General features: G+C 67.0%; 18 protein-coding genes. 9 read left to right on the top strand and 9 right to left on the bottom strand.

Annotation, left to right across the window (positions count from 1 at the left end; all coding sequences use genetic code 11):
* Window positions 1–2: 2 nt before the first annotated feature.
* Window positions 3–2,027 (bottom strand): NADPH-dependent 2,4-dienoyl-CoA reductase, encoded by a 2,025-nt coding sequence (locus SLQ30_RS24850; RefSeq protein WP_319449446.1) that lies wholly within the window; start codon window positions 2,025–2,027, stop codon window positions 3–5.
* Window positions 2,020–2,589, bottom strand: coding sequence for a PadR family transcriptional regulator (locus SLQ30_RS24845; protein WP_319449445.1), 570 nt, complete (start codon window positions 2,587–2,589; stop codon window positions 2,020–2,022). Before SLQ30_RS24845 ends, SLQ30_RS24850 begins: the two co-directional genes overlap by 8 nt.
* 258 nt (window positions 2,590–2,847) lie before the next feature.
* Between SLQ30_RS24845 and fdxA the strand changes: the two genes are divergently transcribed.
* From fdxA to SLQ30_RS24830, 3 genes are read left to right on the top strand one after another with little or no spacing between them, the layout of a single operon-like run.
* Window positions 2,848–3,171, top strand: a complete 324-nt coding sequence (gene fdxA / locus SLQ30_RS24840; protein ID WP_319449444.1) for a ferredoxin — start codon at window positions 2,848–2,850, stop codon at window positions 3,169–3,171.
* Window positions 3,172–3,197: 26 nt separating this feature from the next.
* Entirely contained in the window at window positions 3,198–4,274 is a 1,077-nt protein-coding gene (gene dapC / locus SLQ30_RS24835; protein WP_319449443.1) for a succinyldiaminopimelate transaminase, read from the top strand.
* Between the two features lies 1 nt (window position 4,275).
* Window positions 4,276–5,136 (top strand): proline iminopeptidase-family hydrolase, encoded by an 861-nt coding sequence (locus SLQ30_RS24830; RefSeq protein ID WP_319449442.1) that lies wholly within the window; start codon window positions 4,276–4,278, stop codon window positions 5,134–5,136.
* Between the two features lie 17 nt (window positions 5,137–5,153).
* On the opposite strand, the gene SLQ30_RS24825 is transcribed toward SLQ30_RS24830, so the two are convergent.
* Complete coding sequence (locus SLQ30_RS24825; RefSeq protein WP_319449441.1) at window positions 5,154–6,731, bottom strand: PucR family transcriptional regulator; 1,578 nt, start codon at window positions 6,729–6,731, stop codon at window positions 5,154–5,156.
* 83 nt (window positions 6,732–6,814) lie between these two features.
* On the opposite strand from SLQ30_RS24825, the gene pruA reads away from it, so the two are divergent.
* Both pruA and SLQ30_RS24815 read left to right on the top strand, forming a co-directional pair.
* A complete protein-coding gene (pruA, locus tag SLQ30_RS24820) occupies window positions 6,815–8,443 on the top strand; it encodes an L-glutamate gamma-semialdehyde dehydrogenase (RefSeq protein WP_319449440.1) in 1,629 nt (542 codons plus the stop codon).
* A gap of 4 nt (window positions 8,444–8,447) precedes the next feature.
* The gene (locus SLQ30_RS24815) at window positions 8,448–9,410 is read left to right on the top strand and encodes a proline dehydrogenase family protein (protein WP_319449439.1); all 963 of its coding nucleotides are present in this window, start codon (window positions 8,448–8,450) and stop codon (window positions 9,408–9,410) included.
* A gap of 22 nt (window positions 9,411–9,432) precedes the next feature.
* On the opposite strand, the gene SLQ30_RS24810 is transcribed toward SLQ30_RS24815, so the two are convergent.
* Window positions 9,433–9,900: a hypothetical protein gene (locus tag SLQ30_RS24810; protein WP_319449507.1), complete on the bottom strand. Its 468-nt coding sequence runs from the start codon at window positions 9,898–9,900 to the stop codon at window positions 9,433–9,435.
* 172 nt (window positions 9,901–10,072) lie between these two features.
* Between SLQ30_RS24810 and SLQ30_RS24805 the strand changes: the two genes are divergently transcribed.
* Window positions 10,073–12,799 (top strand): MGH1-like glycoside hydrolase domain-containing protein, encoded by a 2,727-nt coding sequence (locus tag SLQ30_RS24805; RefSeq protein ID WP_319449438.1) that lies wholly within the window; start codon window positions 10,073–10,075, stop codon window positions 12,797–12,799.
* A 13-nt stretch (window positions 12,800–12,812) separates the two neighbouring features.
* Here the strand turns inward: SLQ30_RS24805 and SLQ30_RS24800 are convergent, their stop codons facing one another.
* From SLQ30_RS24800 to SLQ30_RS24785, 4 genes are all read right to left on the bottom strand, one after another.
* A complete protein-coding gene (locus SLQ30_RS24800) occupies window positions 12,813–13,139 on the bottom strand; it encodes a hemophore-related protein (protein ID WP_319449437.1) in 327 nt (108 codons plus the stop codon).
* A gap of 184 nt (window positions 13,140–13,323) precedes the next feature.
* Complete coding sequence (locus SLQ30_RS24795) at window positions 13,324–13,719, bottom strand: YybH family protein (protein ID WP_319449436.1); 396 nt, start codon at window positions 13,717–13,719, stop codon at window positions 13,324–13,326.
* Window positions 13,716–14,003: a pyridoxamine 5'-phosphate oxidase family protein gene (locus SLQ30_RS24790; RefSeq protein ID WP_319449435.1), complete on the bottom strand. Its 288-nt coding sequence runs from the start codon at window positions 14,001–14,003 to the stop codon at window positions 13,716–13,718. The genes SLQ30_RS24795 and SLQ30_RS24790 overlap by 4 nt, the downstream gene beginning before the upstream one ends.
* Before the next feature lie 49 nt (window positions 14,004–14,052).
* Entirely contained in the window at window positions 14,053–14,598 is a 546-nt protein-coding gene (locus SLQ30_RS24785; RefSeq protein ID WP_319449434.1) for an NUDIX hydrolase, read from the bottom strand.
* Between the two features lie 36 nt (window positions 14,599–14,634).
* Between SLQ30_RS24785 and SLQ30_RS24780 the strand changes: the two genes are divergently transcribed.
* The 3 genes from SLQ30_RS24780 to SLQ30_RS24770 all read left to right on the top strand — a co-directional run bounded on the left by SLQ30_RS24780 (window position 14,635) and on the right by SLQ30_RS24770 (window position 17,702).
* Window positions 14,635–16,041, top strand: a complete 1,407-nt coding sequence (locus SLQ30_RS24780; protein WP_319449433.1) for an acyl-CoA synthetase — start codon at window positions 14,635–14,637, stop codon at window positions 16,039–16,041.
* Entirely contained in the window at window positions 16,032–16,382 is a 351-nt protein-coding gene (locus SLQ30_RS24775) for a VOC family protein (RefSeq protein ID WP_319449432.1), read from the top strand. Before SLQ30_RS24780 ends, SLQ30_RS24775 begins: the two co-directional genes overlap by 10 nt.
* Before the next feature lie 66 nt (window positions 16,383–16,448).
* The gene (locus tag SLQ30_RS24770; protein WP_319449431.1) at window positions 16,449–17,702 is read left to right on the top strand and encodes a glycoside hydrolase family 27 protein; all 1,254 of its coding nucleotides are present in this window, start codon (window positions 16,449–16,451) and stop codon (window positions 17,700–17,702) included.
* Window positions 17,703–17,705: 3 nt separating this feature from the next.
* Here SLQ30_RS24770 and dapD read toward each other — a convergent pair whose 3' ends face one another.
* Window positions 17,706–18,683, bottom strand: a complete 978-nt coding sequence (gene dapD / locus SLQ30_RS24765; RefSeq protein ID WP_319449506.1) for a 2,3,4,5-tetrahydropyridine-2,6-dicarboxylate N-succinyltransferase — start codon at window positions 18,681–18,683, stop codon at window positions 17,706–17,708.

Here is an 18,683-nt window from a genome sequence, read left to right as displayed (position 1 = left end):
GCTCAGAGCTTCGCGGCGAGTTCGGTGCCTTGCCGGATGGCACGTTTGGCGTCGACCTCCGCGGCCACGTCCGCACCGCCGATGACGTGCGGTTCGATGCCGTTGCGGCGCAGCGACGCTTCGAGGTCGCGCACCGACTCCTGGCCGGCGCAGATGATCACGTTGTCGACCTTGAGCACGCGTGCGTCGGTGCGTTGGGGTCCGAAGCTGATGTGCAGGCCAGCGTCGTCGATGCGTTCGTAGTTGACACCCGAAAGTTGTTGCACGCCCTTGGCCTTCAGTGACGCGCGGTGCACCCAGCCGGACGTCTTGCCCAACCCGCGACCTTGTGGACCCTTCGTGCGCTGCAACAGATACACCTCACGGGCGGGCGGCAGTGGAATGGGCGTGGTCAGGGCGCCGCGCGCCTCCTGGGGATCGGTGACACCCCATTCGGCCTTCCACTCCTTGAGGTTCAGTGTGGGGCTCTGGTCGGTGACGAGGAACTCGCTGACGTCGAACCCGATGCCGCCGGCACCCACGACTGCGACGGACTTGCCGATCGGCTTGCCCAGAATCGCCTCGGCGTACGACAGCACCATCGGGTGATCGATGCCAGGGATGTCCGGCATCCGCGGAGTCACCCCGGTGGCCAGTACGACGTCGTCGAACCCGGACAGTTCGTCGACGCTCGCGCGAGTACTCAGTCGCACGTCGACCCCGTGCTTCTCGAGCATGCGGGTGTAGTACCTGATGGTCTCGCTGAATTCCTCCTTGCCGGGAATCCTTCTGGCCAAGTCGAATTGACCTCCGATGAGCTTGCCCGCCTCGAACAGCGTGACCGCATGGCCGCGATCGGCTGCGGTCACGGCGGCGGACAGACCTGCCGGTCCGGCGCCCACGACGGCGACTCGCTTGACCCGGCGGGGTGGCTCGAGCACGAGTTTCGTCTCGTGGCCCGCGCGTGGGTTCAGCAGACACGACACCGTCTTGTGGACGAAGGCATGGTCGAGACAGGCCTGATTGCATGCGATGCAGGTGTTGATGTCCGCGGCGGCGTCGGCAGATGCCTTGTTCACCCAGTCGGGATCGCTGAGCAGTGGGCGGGCCATCGAGATCAGCTGCACGTGTCCGTCGGCAAGGATCTGTTCGGCAGATTGCGGCATGTTGATGCGGTTGGATGCGACCACCGGAATGCCGACGTGTTCGGCGAGCGCATTGCTGATGTCGACGAAGGCGCTGTTGGGTACCGACGTGACGATCGTCGGCACCCGAGCCTCGTGCCAGCCGATGCCGGTGTTGATGATGGTGGTGCCCGCAGCCTCCACTTCGGTTGCCAGCGCGACGATCTCGTCCCAGCTTTGTCCGTCGTCGACGTAGTCGGCCATCGACATCCGGTAGCAGATGATGAAGTCGGCACCGACGGCCTCGCGGGTGCGGCGCACGATCTCGACGGGCATCCGGCGACGCTTCTCCGGTGTCCCGCCCCAGGCGTCCGTCCGCTTGTTCGTGCGCGGTGCGAGGAATTGGTTCAGCAGATAGCCCTCGCTGCCCATGATCTCGACACCGTCGTAGCCGGCCTCGCGAGCCAGCAGCGCGCAGCGCACGAAGTCGCCGATGGTGTCATCGACCCCGCGGGCGGACAGCTTGCGTGGCCGGAAGGGGTTGATGGGCGCCTTGATCGACGACGCGCTCACCGAGAACGGGTGGTACGCGTAGCGGCCGGCATGAAGCACCTGCAGCAGGATCTTGCCGTCTTCGTCGTGCACTGCGGAGGTGACCCGACGGTGTCGGCGCGCGTCCGACGACGACAGCATCTGCGCAGCGAACGGCAGCAGCCAGCCCGCGCGGTTGGGTGCGTATCCGCCGGTGATGATCAGCCCGACACCACCGCGCGCCCGCTCGGCGAAATACGCAGCCAGGCGGTCGATGTCGCGAGCTCGGTCCTCGAGGCCGGTGTGCATCGAGCCCATGATCACCCGGTTGCGCAGGGTAGTGAAACCGAGGTCCAAGGGGGACAAGAGGTTTGGATACGGGTGATCAGTCACGTGGGCCTCCAAGTGCGGCGAGTACTTCGTCGAGCCAGTCCACCGAGCCCTCTTCGGCGCGGATCCCCCCGCGCAGCACCAGATACTGGTGCAACGCCGGACCCCGCAGGGCGGTCGGGTCGGGAAACTGGAGTTTCTCGAATCCCAAGTAGGTGTCCAGTAATTCGGCGCGTTCGTCGCGCAGCGTGACCACCTGGGTGTGCAGCGCGGCCACGGCCGCATCGTCTCCGTATGCGGCGCCGCGGATCTTGACTGCCAGTTCGCGGGTGCGTCCGTCGGTGACGGCGCTCCCGCGGCCGGTCAGCGGCTGGGCGATCCACCTGGCGAGTTCGGCCCGGCCGCCATCGGTGGCGTCGTAGACCTTCTTGTCTGGCCTGCCGTGTTGTTCGACCGCTTCGACGCGGACCCATCCGTCGGACTCCATGGTTCGCAGCGTTCGGTAGATCTGCTGATGGGTCGCCGCCCAGAAGAAGCCGATGGACCGGTCGAACCGGCGGGCAAGGTCGTATCCCGAGCTGGCCTGCTCGCACAGCGACACCAGAATGGCGTGGGGGAGGGCCACACCGGGAGCCTAGGCGGTACCGCAGGTCCTATGCAACTAGTTGCACATAAACGCGAAATCCGCCGGAGGTATGGCGACTAGCCACTTGTATATGCAACGTCTAGTATCAGTAACACGCGCCACCCGTTACCGGGTGGCGTGGAAAGTTAGGGCACACTGAGACGGACGTCCAAGTCTGCGCATCGCATACTTGCCGAGGCCGTCGGGTGTGCACCAGACCGAACTGACCGGCAGCCCCACTGGACAGGAGAGACATCAGTGACGTACACCATTGCCGAGCCCTGCGTCGACGTAAAAGACAAGGCATGTATCGAGGAATGCCCCGTCGATTGCATCTACGAGGGCGCGCGCATGCTGTACATCCACCCCGACGAGTGCGTGGATTGCGGCGCGTGCGAGCCGGTCTGCCCGGTCGAGGCCATCTACTACGAGGATGACGTCCCCGACCAGTGGGCGGGCTACACGCAGCACAATGCGGACTTCTTCGCCGAACTCGGTTCGCCGGGCGGCGCCTCCAAGGTCGGTCAGACCGACAACGACCCCCAGGTCATCAAGGACCTGGCCCCGCAGGGCGAGGAGTAAGCACGCCCAGGTCTGTCTCGGCGTCGTTGCCGGTCTTCCCATGGGACACGCTGGCCGACGCGACGGCTAGCGCGCGCGCCCATCCCGACGGCATCGTCGACCTTTCGGTCGGCACCCCCGTCGATCCTGTTGCCGAGGTGATCCGCGAAGCACTTGCCGCCGCCAGCAGTGCGCCGGGCTATCCCACGACAGCGGGCACACCCGCGCTTCGGGCGTCCGCGGCCGCTGCGTTGCGGCGGCGCTACGGCATCACCGACCTGGCCTCCGACGCGGTCCTTCCGGTCATCGGCACCAAGGAACTCATCGCCTGGCTGCCCACCCTGCTGGGGCTCGGCGGCGACGACATCGTCGTGGTGCCCGAGCTTGCGTACCCGACGTACGACGTCGGCGCGCGACTGGCAGGCGCGCCGGTGTTGCATGCGAACTCCCTGACACAGATCGGTCCGCGTTCGCCGCGACTGGTCTACGTGAATTCCCCCAGCAACCCGACCGGTGCCGTGCTCGGCGTCGACCACCTCCGCAAGGTCGTGGGCTGGGCGCGGGAACGGGGTGCGCTGGTCGCCTCCGACGAGTGCTACCTGGGCCTCGGCTGGGAGACCGAACCGGTTTCCGTACTGCACCCATCGGTGTGCGACGGCGACCACTCCGGGCTGCTGGCGGTGCACTCGCTGTCGAAGACGTCGTCGCTGGCCGGGTACCGCGCGGGGTTCGTCGCAGGCGACCCCGCCGTGGTCGCCGAGTTACTGGCGGTCCGCAAGCACGCCGGAATGATGGTGCCGACGCCGATACAGGCGGCCATGGTCGCAGCGCTGGACGACGACGCCCACGAACTGGTCCAGAAGAAGCGGTACGCGCGGCGCCGGGACGTACTCCTTGCGGCGGTCCGCGACGCCGGCTTCACGGTCGAGCACTCCGAAGCGGGGCTTTACCTCTGGGCGACGCGTGATGAGCCCGGCCGAGCGACTGTGTCCTGGCTGGCCGACCGCGGAATCCTCGTCGCTCCTGGCGAGTTCTACGGCCCGCGCGGTGCCAACTACGTCCGGATGGCGTTGACGGCGACCGACGAACGGATCGATGCGGCCGCGGCACGACTGAGCGCCTAGCGTGCGCGAGGGCGCCGTCGCAGGACCGTACGGTTCGATCTACTACCGGATCGTCGGCGATGCGGATGCCGTGCCGCTGTTGGTTATTCACGGCGGCCCAGGCATGTCGCACGACTACCTACGCGATCTCGACGCGTTGGCCGACGAGCGCCCAGTCGTCTACTACGACCAGCTCGGCTGCGGCCGATCCGACCGGCCCGACGACAAAGCCCTGTGGACGCTCGAGGCGTTTGCCGACTCCATCGACACCGTCCGCGACGCCCTTGGTCTTGACCGCGTCCACCTGCTCGGGCAGTCGGCGGGCGGTTGGATCGCGCTGGAGTACGCGCTGCGTCAGCCCGCCGGGCTGACAAGCCTGCATCTGTCCAGCACTTGCGCGAGCATCCCGCTCTTCGAACGCGGTGTGGCGCAGTTGAGGGCCGCGCTGCCCGGCGGCGCAGGCGCCGTCATCGACGCACACGAATCATCCGGCAGCACAGCCGATCCCGAGTACCTGGTGGCCGCCGGTCTGTTCAACCGGTTGCACTTCACGGGCACCGACGACGTCCCCGCTCATGTGCAGGCCGCAGTGCAGGCGATGAACCCCGCGATCTACGCGGCGATGGTCGGCACGGGGTTGACGTTCACCGGCACCATGGCGGGCTGGGACGTCACCGACCGACTGGGCCAACTCGAGCTGCCTGTGCTGGTGACTTCGGGGCGATTCGACGAGATGACGCCCGACGTGGTGCGCGACATGGCCGATGCGATCCCCGGCGCTCGAATGGTGATCTTCGAGCAGTCCGCCCACCTGCCGATGGTCACCGAGACCGCGGCATTCCTCGACGTCGTGCGGGTATTCCTCGATAGCCTGCCGGCATGAGCGATTACGGCGGGCGACTAAGTAGCGCGCAGGCTCAGCGAAAGCAACAGTCGCACATCAGGATCCGTCAGCGACGTGCCCAACTCCTGCTCGATCCGACGCACCCGATAGCGGACCGTGTTGGGGTGCACGTGCAGCCACGACGCGGCGGTGGCCACGTCGCCGAAGCTGTCGAGGTAGGCCCGCAGGGTCTCGACCAGCATCGGGTCCTTCGCCCTCAATTCCCGCACCCGCGGATCGACCAGGCGCTCGTCGGCGGCGATCATCGTCACGATCTCGTCGAGCAGCACGGTGGTGCGCGCCTCGGCCAGCGATGTCACCGGTCCGATGGCGCCGGGATGACGAGCGGCGGTGTCGAGCACCCGGTCCACCTCGCCGCGGGCCGCCGCCACCCCGTGGAGTCCCGTTGGGGGAGTGGCGATCACCGCCCGTAGCTCGAGCCCGAGTTCTGCGCGCAGGGCGCCGATGGTGCCGCGGATCCACGACGTCACCGACGCGGCCTTGCCGGTGTGCGGAAACAAGACGTAGACGCGCGAGCGCCCGGCCACTACCTGTGCGTCGGGGCGAAAGGCACTGGCGCTCAAAGCGAGCACGTCGACCAACCGCACAGGCGCGCCTCCCGTGCCGTCGAACCCAATCACCGCCACCCGGCCATCGGCGACGATGCCGAGCTCGCGCGCGACGGCCGCGACGTCGACGTCACCGTCGTGCAGCCCGAGTAGCTCCTCAACCCGCACCGCGTGGGTGGACGGTGTGGCGGCCAATCGCACCATGATCCTGGCCGCCAGCACCCCCGCCCCGCGCAGCACGTCATCAGCGTCGTCGGCGAGCGGTCGGGTGCCCTCCTGCAGCCAGATGGTGCCCGCGAACACGGGGCCGCGGCGCCGGTCCGACGGCGGAAGGTGAATGCCGACCGCGCGGCGGGGCTGCAGCCCAAGTTCGGGCCGGGCATCGACACGGACGACGTCGCCCGTCGCGCGCAGCGCATCGAAGATGCCCGCCCGGCCTATCCAGGCCAGGTGCTCGGGGGGCCCCGCGCGACCGAGGATCGACAGCCGGCGCAAATCGTCGGCCTCTTCGTTGGAGGCCGAGTACGCGAGCACGTGTGATTGGGCGTCCTCGATGCTCACCATGCCGTGGCTGCGGTCGGCGATCGACTGCGCCAGTCCGAAGAGGTCGGTGCTCGAGTCGTATAGGGGGTCGGCGCGGTCGCCGTGGTGTTCGAAGACGTGGTCGACCAGGCGGTACAACCGTTCCCAGCGGGCGCGAGGTTCGACGGCCACCACCGCGGTGCCAGCGGCGACGGCACGCGCCACGAACTGCTCGGACGGTTCCTTGACGAAGATGGCTGCCGGGGTGCGCCCGCCAGACTGCTGATCGAGCCAGCCGACGGCGTCGTCGTCGGTGATGCCGAGCAGGAAGAAGACGTCGGCGGCGCTGGCACTCGCGGCGAGCCCGAGGCGCACGTCGTCCCCGTCGATGAGCGCGGCCGACGCCACCGGCAGATCGAGGCCACGTGGCGCCTCCACCAAGGTCACCATGGTCGCGTCTAGGGCCAACAGCAGTTGTCCAAGCCCGACGCCCGTTCCCTTCATATTGTCGGATGCTACTAGCAGACCCGAACACGCTTGGCTGATCGGCCAATATATGCGCATCGTCGGTGCGGGACGCTAAGGGCATGGATGCCATCACCGATGTGCCATTGCCGGTCAACGAGCCGGTCTACGACTACGCCCCGAACTCACCGGAACGCGCACGCCTGTCCAGCGCGCTCGAGGACCTGACTCGCGGACCCATCGACCTTCCGCACGTCATCGGCGGCACGCACACGATGGGTTCGGGCGAACGCATCGACGTCGTGCAGCCTCACCGTCACGCCGGGGTACTCGGCACGCTGACCAATGGCGGCCACGCCGAGGCCAGCGCGGCGGTCGACGCTGCCATCGCCGCCAAGGACGCGTGGGCCGATACCCCGTTCGACGAGCGGGCCGCAGTGTTTCTGCGCGCCGCGGACCTGCTTGCAGGACCGTGGCGCGCGAAGCTGGCCGCCGCGACCATGCTGGGCCAGTCCAAGACCGCGTACCAGGCCGAGATCGATGCGGCATGTGAGCTCATCGACTTCTGGCGGTTCAACGTGGCGTTCGCGCGGCAGCTCATGGCGCAACAACCAATCAGTGCGCCAGGGGTGTGGAACCGTACCGACTACCGCCCGCTCGAGGGCTTCGTCTACGCGATCACGCCGTTCAACTTCACCGCCATCGCGGGCAACCTGCCAACCGCGCCCGCGCTGATGGGCAACACCGTCGTGTGGAAACCCTCTGTCACGCAGACGTTCTCGGCCTACCTGACCATGCAGCTGCTCGAGGCGGCCGGACTTCCGCCGGGAGTGATCAACCTCGTCACCGGCGACGGGCTCGCCGTATCAGACGTGGTGCTGACCGACCCGCGGTTGGCGGGCATCCACTTCACGGGTTCGACCGTGACCTTCCAACATCTGTGGCGCGAGGTCGGCACCAACATCGACCGTTATCGCACCTACCCGCGGCTGGTCGGCGAGACCGGCGGCAAGGACTTCGTACTCGCCCACCCGTCGGCGCGCCCGGATGTCTTGCGCACGGCGATGATTCGTGGGGCTTTCGACTACCAGGGCCAGAAGTGCTCGGCGGCGTCGCGGGCGTTCGTGCCGAAGTCGGTGTGGCAGCGGATGGGCGACGACTTCCTCGGCGCCACCGCTGCGCTGAGCTACGGCGACGTCACCGACTTGTCGAACTATGGCGGCGCCGTCATCGACGAGCGGGCCTTCGTAAATAACACCAGAGCCATCGAACGAGCGAAGGGCGCACCGGGGGTGACCATCGCCGCCGGCGGCGAATACGACGACAGCGAAGGTTATTTCGTCCGGCCGACGGTGCTACTGTCCGACGACCCAGGCGATGAGGCCTTCCGCGACGAGTACTTCGGGCCGATCCTCGCCGTCCATGTGTACGACGACGACAAGTGGGACGACATCCTCGGTGTCATCGACGTCGGGTCCAAATACGCGTTGACCGGTGCGGTGATCGCCGATGACCGGGCCGCGGTGCTGGCCGCCGAACGTCGACTTCGCAACGCGGCGGGCAACTTCTACGTCAACGACAAGCCAACCGGTGCCGTGGTAGGGCAGCAGCCGTTCGGCGGATCGCGGGCCTCCGGCACCAACGACAAGGCTGGTTCAGCGCTGAACCTGCAGCGCTGGACGTCGCCCCGCTCGATCAAGGAGACGTTCGTCCCGCCGACCGAGCATGGCTACCCCCACATGGGGAGCTGACGCCATGGGGCTATTCCAGCAGGTCGCCCGCCCAGCCATCCTCGCCGCCGCCCGGTCCGACGGGCTTCGTCGCACGGCTGAACGGCTGCCGATCACCCGTGACGTGGTACACCGCTTCGTGCCCGGCGAGACCAGCGCCGATGCGTTGAGATCGGTTGCCACACTGAGGGAGTCGCATCGCTTCGTCTCGATCGACTACCTCGGTGAGGACGTCGCCGACATCGACGCCGCCAATGCCACGATGCAGGCCTACCTCGACCTGCTCGACGCCCTAGGTCAGCGCGACGAGCCCAGCGTAGGTCCCCGTCCGCTCGAGGTGTCCCTCAAGCTGTCCGCGCTGGGGCAGGCGTTGCCGCGAGACGGAGCGAAGATCGCGCTGGAGAATGCGCACACCATCTGCGCGAAGGCGCGTGACGCCGGCGCTTGGGTGACCGTCGACGCCGAGGACCACACCACGACCGATTCGACACTGTCGATCGTGCGCGACCTGCGGGCCGACTTCCCTTGGCTCGGAACCGTGCTTCAGGCCTACCTCAAGCGCACCGAGGCCGACTGCAAGGAGTTCGCGGCCTCCGGTGCGCGAATTCGGTTGTGCAAGGGCGCCTACGACGAACCCGCATCGGTGGCGTTCCGCAATGGTGACGAGGTCACCGACTCCTACCTGCGCTGCCTTCGCGTGCTGATGGCGGGTGCGGGCTATCCGATGGTCGCTTCGCATGATCCAGTGATCATCGATGCGGTGCCCGCGCTGGTCAGCGAATTCGGTAGGGGTGTAGCAGATTTCGAGTACCAGATGCTGTACGGCATCCGGGATCCCGAACAGCGTCGGCTGGCCGAGGCGGGCAACAACGTCCGCGTATACGTGCCGTTCGGTACCCAGTGGTACGGCTACTTCGTGCGCAGGCTCGCCGAACGGCCGGCCAACCTGACGTTCTTTCTGAGGGCGCTGGCCGAACGCAGGCACTGAGCCCCGACCTGACCGACGGTGTTCAGGCCACCGCGAACGCGGCCACGTCCATGACGACGGTGCCGTAGCAGGGGCCGCTGTAGATGTTGGTCTGCCACGTGCCGCGCAGTGAGCCGTCGGGCTGTGGCGTGTAGAAGGCCCACGACCTCGCCGGATTCCATTGCTTCGGCACCCCCTCGCCCATGTAACAGTCCCACTGCCAGTCGTAGATGTGCACCCACTTGCTGCCGTCCCAGGTGTACTCCGGTGGCTGGGGCAGGGTGGGGTTCTTGGGTTTTGGGCCGCCGCTGACGGTCGCCACGCACGCGGTCGCCGAACACGTCGTCACGAAGTCGTAGTCGTCGCTGAACGTGGGCTCCGGCTGGCGGGCGGCCAAGCTGGTACCTGTCTTTTGGGCGGCGTAGCGGACCAGGGAGTACTTCCCATTCCATGCGGGCAAGTCCGCGCTTGCCAGCGGCGCCGCATCGAAACACAAGGCGCCCAACACCATCGCGAACAACAAGGCGACGATTCCGCGGCAGCCGTTCATCGCGCTTCCCCCTGTGAACCCGGACGACCCACCGTATCGGCTCGAGTCTGGGAAACGGCTGACGAAACGCCGTTCGGAAGTGCAGGAGTCGCTGACGGTGGCTTAGGCTGACGGCGTCCCCGAGGAGGTGTGGATGACGGTCACCGGCCCGGGTGCAGAGCAGCAACGCATCGATGGATTCGGTCGCCTCGATCTTGGCCTCCGACAGGCCAGCGACTGGTACCTCTGGGGTCCGTACGTCAGCGACCGGCAGTGGGGCACCGTCCGCGAGGACTACAGCGCCGACGGCGACGCCTGGACCTACTTTCCACACGATCACGCTCGGTCCCGCGCCTATCGCTGGGGGGAGGATGGGCTCGCCGGATGGTGCGACATCGAACAGCGCCTGTGTCTTTCCTTGGCGCTGTGGAACGGCCGCGACGCCACCCTCAAGGAACGCGCCTTCGGGTTGAGCGGGCACGAGGGCAATCACGGTGAAGACGTCAAGGAGTACTGGTGGTATCGCGATGCGCTGCCCAGCCACGCTTGGAACACCTGGCGTTATCACTATCCGCAGCAAGCGTTTCCCTATGAGCAACTGCTGGAGGAGAACCGTAAGCGCGGACGACTCGATCCCGAATACGAGTTGCTCGACACCGGGATCTTCGACGACGACAGATACTGGGTCGTCGACGTCACCTACGCCAAGGCCGGCCCCACCGACACCCTGATGACCATCGACGTGACCAATGCCGGGCCCGACGCCGAGGTGCTTCACGTCTTGCCGACGCTGTGCTTTCGCAACACCTGGTCCTGGGACGTGCAGGGGAGACCGGCGGGTGAGCTCGCCGCGTCGGACGGCATCGTCGCGCTGGAACACCCCTTCCTCGGTCCGCTTGAAATGGTCTGCGGCACAGATCCGCTCGGCGCCGAACCCGAACTGCTCTTCTGCGACAACGAGACCAACGTGGCCCGGCTCTACGGCATCGCGGCGACGACGCTGTGGCCGAAGGACGGCATCAACGACCATGTAGTCTCCGGGGCCGCCACCGTCAATCCGGCCAGGCGCGGCGCCAAGTGCTCGGCGTGGTATCGACTGACCGTCGCACCGGGACAGACCGTGCAGCTGAGGCTGCGACTGCGGCCGGCAGGCGCCGAACCCGAAGCGGCGAGCGCGCTTTCGGACGACTTCACCCGCGTGCTCGACCTCCGGCGCGCCGAGGCCGACGAGTTCTATGCGGGGCTGACACCCGCCGATGCCGGACCCGACGAGGCCGCCGTGATGCGGCAGGCCTTCGCAGGGCTGCTGTGGAGCAAGCAGTTCTACCACTACGACGTGGCGCGATGGCTCGACGGCGACCCGGGCCAGCCGCCACCGCCGCCGAACCGGAAGGACATCCGCAACGGGCGATGGCGTAACTTCGAGGCGCTCGACATCATGTCGATGCCGGACACCTGGGAATACCCGTGGTTCGCGGCCTGGGATCTCGCGTTTCAGTGCGTGGCGTTGACGCACGTCGATCCAGCGTTCGCGAAGTATCAGCTTTCGCTGTTGTGCAGGGAATGGTTCCAGCATCCCAACGGGGCCCTACCCGCCTACGAATGGGACTTCAGCGACGTCAACCCGCCGGTGCAGGCGTGGGCCGCGTTGGAGATCTTCGCCATCGACGGCGGCCGAGACATCGACTTCCTCAGTCGCATCTTCGACAAGCTGCTGGTCAATTTCACCTGGTGGGTGAACCGGGAGGACGCCGACGGCTCGAACATCTTTGAGGGCGGCTTCATGGGCCTGGACAACATCGGGCCGATGAACCGCTCGCACCTTCCGATCGACGGACTGCTCGAACAGTCCGATGCCACCGGTTGGATGGCGACCTACGCGCTGTGGATGGCGATGATCGCCACGATCTTGCAGGTGTCCGGCCATCGGCCCGCGCTCGACCTGGTGCAGAAATTCCTCGAGCACTTCGCAGGTATTGCCGAAGCCCTTGACACCGTTGGGGTTTGGGACGAAGAGGATGGGCTGTACTACGACCGCCTCGTCATGCCCGACGGCAATGCGGTGCCGCTGCGAGTGCGCTCGATCGCGGCGGTGATTCCGTTGTTGGCGGTCGCCGTCGTCGACGACGAGGCGCTGGATCTCACCCTGGTGACCAACAAGCGCTTCGCCAGCTACCTGCGCCGGCAGCAGGACCGTCGCGACGGAGGGTTGGCGGCCGGCGGGATCCTGCACGGCAAGGCCGGGCAACGCCAGGTCCTGGTCGGCGTGACCAGTCCCGAGCGGGTGCGGAGGGTGTGCGAGAAACTGCTCGACCCAGCCGAGTTCCTGTCGCCGCACGGACTGCGCTCGCTGTCCGCCTACCACCGGGACCACCCGTACGTCGTCGAGATACAGGGCGTCCGCGCGGGTATCGACTACGAGCCGGCCGAGTCCACCGCCCCCATGTTCGGTGGCAACTCGAATTGGCGTGGCCCGGTGTGGTTTCCGTTGAACTATCTCATCGCCAGGGCGCTCGAGCGCTATCACGAATTCTTCGGCGACGACTTCACGATCGAATACCCCACGGGTTCGGGCACGTCAACGACACTCGATGCAGTCGCCGCGGACCTGTGGAAGCGCCTAGTCGACATTTTCCTGGTCGACGGTGATGGCCACCGACCGTGCTACGGCGCGGTCGATCGGTTTCAGAGCGACCCACGGTGGCGCAACGACGTGTTGTTCTTCGAGTACTTCAACGGCGACACCGGAGCCGGACTCGGGGCGAGCCATCAAACCGGATGGACCGCGCTGGTGGCCGACGTCATCCGCCGCAGGCACGGCTCGCTGCCGTCAGTCGGGGACGTCATCGCTCGCGTGATGCGGGGCGACGAGCGGACCTGACGCGGTCAGACGGTCAGAAGTTGTTGCAGGTGCGCGCGACCTGGTTGATCAGTCCGCGGTACTGCCCAAACTGAGGCAGGCCCTGAGCCTGGGCGTAAAGCTGTTGACGCTGGTCCGGGGGCGCATTGAGGAAGGTCTGCAGCCAGCCGGTGGCCATTCCGTTGCTGGTGAACTGGTTGGCCGATTCGGGCGACTGTGCAGTCAAGGCTCCGATCACCTGGGGGTACGTGCACGTGGTGTTGAGAATGGGGTCCGGCGCTGCGGACGCGATCCCGCTGCCGGCAATCAACGCCAACGTCAGCCCACCGGCTGCTGCGGCGAGTCTCGTCATCATCGTCATTCCAAATCCCTTTCAGTTCCCCCACAGTGCCCGACCAGCGTCAGCAGGGAAAGTCTCATTGTCAATCCTTAGACGGCCCTTAATGTTTGGCCGAATCAAGCAAGAACACGCTAGCGCCACAGTACCCGCGGCAAAATCGGCTGCGTTCCTCGTTTCTCTTCTGGTGAACTCCGGTGAACGCTTGTCAGGCCATCGGGAACGAATGATGTTCGTGCACCACGGTCCACCGATCGCCGACCTTGCGCAGCCCGAGCGTGAGTCGTAAGCGGTTGTCCGGGTTGGTCGCGAGCTCGCTCGGCGTGCTGCACCGCAAGATGCCATAGGCAAACGCGACGTCCGACCCGGCCTCGACGTTCAACTCGTCTAATTCGAAGATGGCGTCGGTGGATCGCAGCCAGTCGAAGAACGGACCCCAGCTGTCCCGGTAGTCGTCGAGCCCCCGCACCCCGAGGTATGGCGGCGGCACATCGAACATCACGATCTCCGGATCATGTTGGCGTAGCACGCCTTCGAGATCGCGTGACTGAATCGCGGCGACCCAATCGGCGACCAACGAGCGGATGTCGGAGTCGGCGCTCACAGGTCGAACCTGGTGGCGCCGTCAGCTGCGAGGTTTCGCCACTTCTGCGTCTTCGCACTCGAGGTGAAGTACCAGTGCCCCTCGTGCTGGACGACACCGACCGGTCTGACGTCTGGGCCGCCGTCCGGGCCGAGGGTGGTGAGCCAGGTGGTGTGGCGACCTGGCCCCCCGGTGCCGGGTGCCTGCGTCACCGTTGTGTTCAGCTGCCGTTCGACTCGGTCCCATTCGATCGCTGGGGTTCCGTAGCCGTCGAGATTTCGGTGGGTCTTGGGCTCGGTTGTCATCGGAACTTCTCCTTCCACTGAAGGTGCTGACCGGTTGGGCGCTGACAACTCATCGGACGGCCAGCCGGAACAGCGTCCATGCAGCGATGGTCTGTGCGTCGGTGATGATGCCGTCGACGATCATCTGCTCGAGCTGCTCGCCGCTGAACCACGCGCTTCGCATGTCCTGCTCTTCGGGCTCACGTTCGTGGTCGCCCTCGGTGATCCCGGTCGCAAGGAATACCCAGCCGCGCTGGCTGCTCATGCCCGGCGCGACGTCGAGTTGGCCCAGTACCACCATCGACTCCGCGCGAAGGCCGGTCTCCTCGCGCAGCTCGCGTGCTGCGAGCGCGGCGGGCGGCGGCTCGGCTCCGCTCGGCGTGCCGGGAGCGGTGCCTTGCGGAAACTCCCATCGCCGCAACCCGATCGGATAGCGGAACTGCTCGACCAGCTGATAACGGTGGCCGTCGGTGGCGATCACCAAGGCATACGTCGGCTTGTCGATGACGCCGTAGATTCCGGGACTGCCGTCCTGGCGCCGCACGCCGTCCTCCCGAACGACCATCCACGGGTTTTGGTAAACCACTCGGGAGTCGACGCGCTCGATGGGATCCACCCGTCCAGTATCCCGTCTCCGGGTAGCCTCGCGGGCGTGCTGCTGACCTCGCTGAACCCATCCGCCGTCGCTGCCGGGCGTGACATCGCGGACGCAGTTCGCATCGATGGCGCGACGCTGAGCCGCAGTGATCTCGTCGGAGCGGCCACGTCGGTCGCCGAACGCGTCGCCGGCGCGGGCGTCGTGGCAGTACTCGCGACGCCCACCGCGACGACCGTGCTCGCCGTCACCGGATGCCTGATCGCCGGGGTGCCCTTCGTTCCCGTGCCCGCGGACGTCGGAGTCGCGGAGCGCCGCCACATCGTCACCGACTCCGGTGCGGTGGCGTGGCTGGGCGAGTTGCCCCCCGAACCCGAGGGGCTGCCGCACGTACCGGTGAGGTTGCACGCCAGGTCCTGGCACCGTTACGCCGAACCGCCGGAGGATGCGTCGGCGATGGTCGTGTACACCTCCGGCACCACGGGCCCGCCCAAGGGCGTGGTGCTCAGTCGCAGGGCCATCGCTGCGGACATCGACGCGCTTGCCAAGGCGTGGGCGTGGACGCCGGACGACACCCTGGTGCACGGCCTGCCCCTGTTCCACGTGCACGGGCTGATACTCGGTTTGCTCGGGTCGCTGCGCATCGGCAACCGTTTCGTCCACACGGGCAAACCGACACCGGCTGCGTACGCGGCGGCCGCCGGTTCGCTGTACTTCGGAGTTCCGACCGTGTGGTCACGGGTCGTCGGTGACGTGGACGCGGCCCTGGCCTTGTCGTCCGCCCGGCTGCTCGTGTCCGGCAGCGCCCCGCTGCCGGTTCCGGTGTTCGACGAATTGGTCAGGCTGACCGGGCATGCACCCGTCGAGCGGTATGGCAGCACCGAGTCCCTGATCACGTTGAGTACCCTCGTCGACGGTGAACGACGGCCCGGCTGGGTGGGCCTGCCGCTCGACGGTGTGCAGAGCAGGCTGGTCGACGACGACGGGGCCCCAGCCACGCACGACGGGGAAACCATTGGGCGACTTGAGGTTCGCGGCCCCATGCTGTTCGACGGCTACCTGAACCGACCCGACGCCACCTCCGCGGTGCTTGGCGCCGACGGGTGGTATCGCACCGGCGACGTCGCTGTGATCGACGGTGGGGGGATGCACCGCATCGTCGGCAGGGAGTCGGTCGATCTCATCAAGTCCGGCGGGTACCGCATCGGAGCGGGTGAGATCGAGACGGTGTTGCTCGGCCATCCCGGTGTCGACGAGGTCGCGGTCGTCGGCGTGGCCGACGACGATCTCGGCCAGCGGATCGTCGCATTCGTTGTCGGCTCCGCGCCACCGCAGGTGTTGATCGACCATGTTGCCCAACAGCTTTCGGTGCACAAACGCCCACGTGAGGTGCGCATCGTCGATGCGCTGCCCCGAAACGCCATGGGCAAGGTGCTGAAGAAGGAACTCGCGCAATGGGATTGAGGTTCACCGAAGTCTGCATCGATGCCGCCGACATCCACGCGCTCGCGCGATGGTGGGCCGACGTGCTCGGCTGGCGCCTCGAGCCGACCGATGACGGGGACGTCGTTTTGCGTGCACCTTCGGGTTCGGGTCCCGACTGGTTGTTCCTGGCGGTGTCCGACGAGAAGGTCGTGAAGAACCGCATCCACTTCGACTTCACGCCCGACGACCAGCAGGCCGAAGTGGACCGCCTCGTCGCCTTGGGTGCGCGCCACGTCGACATCGGTCAGGGTGACGAGTCCTGGGTGGTCCTCGCCGATCCCGAGGGCAACGAGTTCTGCATTCTGGCCGCCGAGGGCTGATTCTGGGGGAACGGGCCCACAGGAACTTCGAAGGCGAGCCTCAGTCAGCGATGTCAGGATGGCCGCGTGCGTCGACTGTCCATCCTGGTGCTGTGCGCCGGCGTGCTCGCCGCCTGCGCTTCACCCGCGCCGGCGCCACCGCTGAAGCCCCAGACGCCGCCCATGGGATGGAACTCCTGGAACTCCGGCATCGCCCTGAACGAACGGGCCGTGGAGGCCACCATCGACGCGATGGTGTCCTCGGGGATGCGGGATGCGGGGTACCGCTACGTCAACCTCGACGCGGGATGGGCCGCCCCCACGCGTGACGCGGACGGCAACCTGCGGGCCGACCAGAACCGATTTCCCCACGGCATCGCCGCGCTGGCGGCTTATGCCCACGACCGCGGCATGCTGCTCGGCATCTACCACAGCCCGTTCAACGAGGGTTGCGGCCAGGATCCGCGGATCGGCGGCGCCGGGCACGAGCAGGCGGACGCCCGCATGTTCGCCGCCTGGGGTGTCGACTATCTCAAGTACGACTGGTGTCGGCTGGAGGCGGGTCACAACGAACAGGTGAAGTACTTCGTGGCGATGCGGGATGCGTTGCGCGCCAGCGGTCGTCACATCGTCTACAGCATCAACCCCAACAGCTCGGGTGATCCCGAAGCGGGCTCCGAGTATGACTGGACACACATCGCCGACGTCAGTCGCGACGCCATGGACCTAGTACCGGCCTGGGGCGACAAGGCCCTATGGTCGGCGGGGCTCGCGGGAGTCAGCCAGGCGTTCGACGCTGCGGGGCCGGTCGCCCGGCGCGACGGCCCGAAGCACGTCAACGACCCCGACATGCTGGTAGTCGGCATTCGATGGGCGGACTTCGTCACCGGCCACCCGACGATGGCACTCGGGCCGCAGCGGCCCGACCTGACCGAGACCGAGCAGCGCGCGCACTTCTCTCTGTGGGCGATGTTGGCCGCACCACTGCTCGCAGGCAATGACGTGAGGTCGATGACCGACGCGACTCGGGCGATCCTGACCAACCGCGAGGTGATTGCGGTCGACCAGGATCCGCTGGTCCTGCAAGGGCTTCCACTGCGCCGAGAATCCCGCGTGATCGTGAAGCCACTGGCCGACGGCTCGGTGGCGGTGGCGTTGTTCAACGCGGACGTTGCGCCAGTACCGATTCGCACCGATGCCACGGCGATCGGGCTGCCCACGGCGGCCTGCTACGCCGTGCGCGACCTATGGGAACACGCCGATTCGACCACTCCGGGGCCCATCGAGCAGACGGTGCCCGCGCATGGCGTCGCCATGTTGCGGGTGACGCGGTGCAGGTAGCCGTCAGTTGGCGTGCAGTGCCTCGTTGAGCGTGATGCCGCTGCCGTCGCGGGCGACGACCTCGACCGCGCCCGACACCGAATTGCGCCGGAACAGTAGGTTGTTGGCGCCGGACAGGTCCTTCGCCTTGATGGTCAGGCCGTCAGACGTCGTGACCTTGGTGCCGCCCGTGACGTAGAGGCCGGCCTCGATCACGCAGTCGTCGCCAAGCGAGATACCCAATCCGGAGTTCGCGCCGAGTAGGCAGCGCTTGCCCACCGAGATGACTTCCTTGCCGCCGCCGGACAGCGTGCCCATGATCGACGCGCCGCCACCGATGTCGGAGCCGTCGTCGACCACCACGCCGGCGGAGATCCGGCCCTCGACCATCGACGTGCCCAACGTGCCTGCGTTGAAGTTGACGAAGCCCTCGTGCATCACCGTGGTGCCCGCTGCCAAGTGCGCGCCGAGGCGCACCCGGTCGGCGTCGGCGATGCGCACGCCGGTGGGCACGACGTAGTCGACCATGCGCGGGAACTTGTCGATGCCGTACACCGTGACGGGCCCGCGCTTGCGGAGCCTGGCGCGCGTCAGTTCGAATCCGTCCACGGCGCACGGGCCGAAATTCGTCCACACCACGTTGGCCAGCACGCCGAACACGCCGTCCATGTTGGCGCCGTGCGGGGCGATCAACCGGTGCGACAGCAGGTGCAGCCGCAGGTAGGCGTCGAAGGCGTCGGCCGGTTTGTCATCGAGCGCGGCGATCGTGGTCCGGACCAGCACCGTCTCGACGTCACGCTCGTCGTCGCGGCCTTCGAGTTCGCTCAGCGCCGCGGGCACCTCGGCCACCGACAGCCGGTTTGTCCCGGTCTGGCCTTCGCCGCCGACCTCGGGCTCGGGGAACCATGTGTCGAGAACCGTTCCGTCGGCCGCGATGGTGGCCACGCCGACGCCTGATGCAGAAGTCACGTTGCTAAAGGCTACTGGACTAGCCTCGGTGAT

It is taken from the genome of Mycobacterium sp. RTGN4, assembly GCF_033804635.1.
Taxonomy (GTDB): Bacteria; Actinomycetota; Actinomycetes; order Mycobacteriales; family Mycobacteriaceae; genus Mycobacterium.
This window is presented reverse-complemented; position numbering and strand designations above follow the sequence as displayed.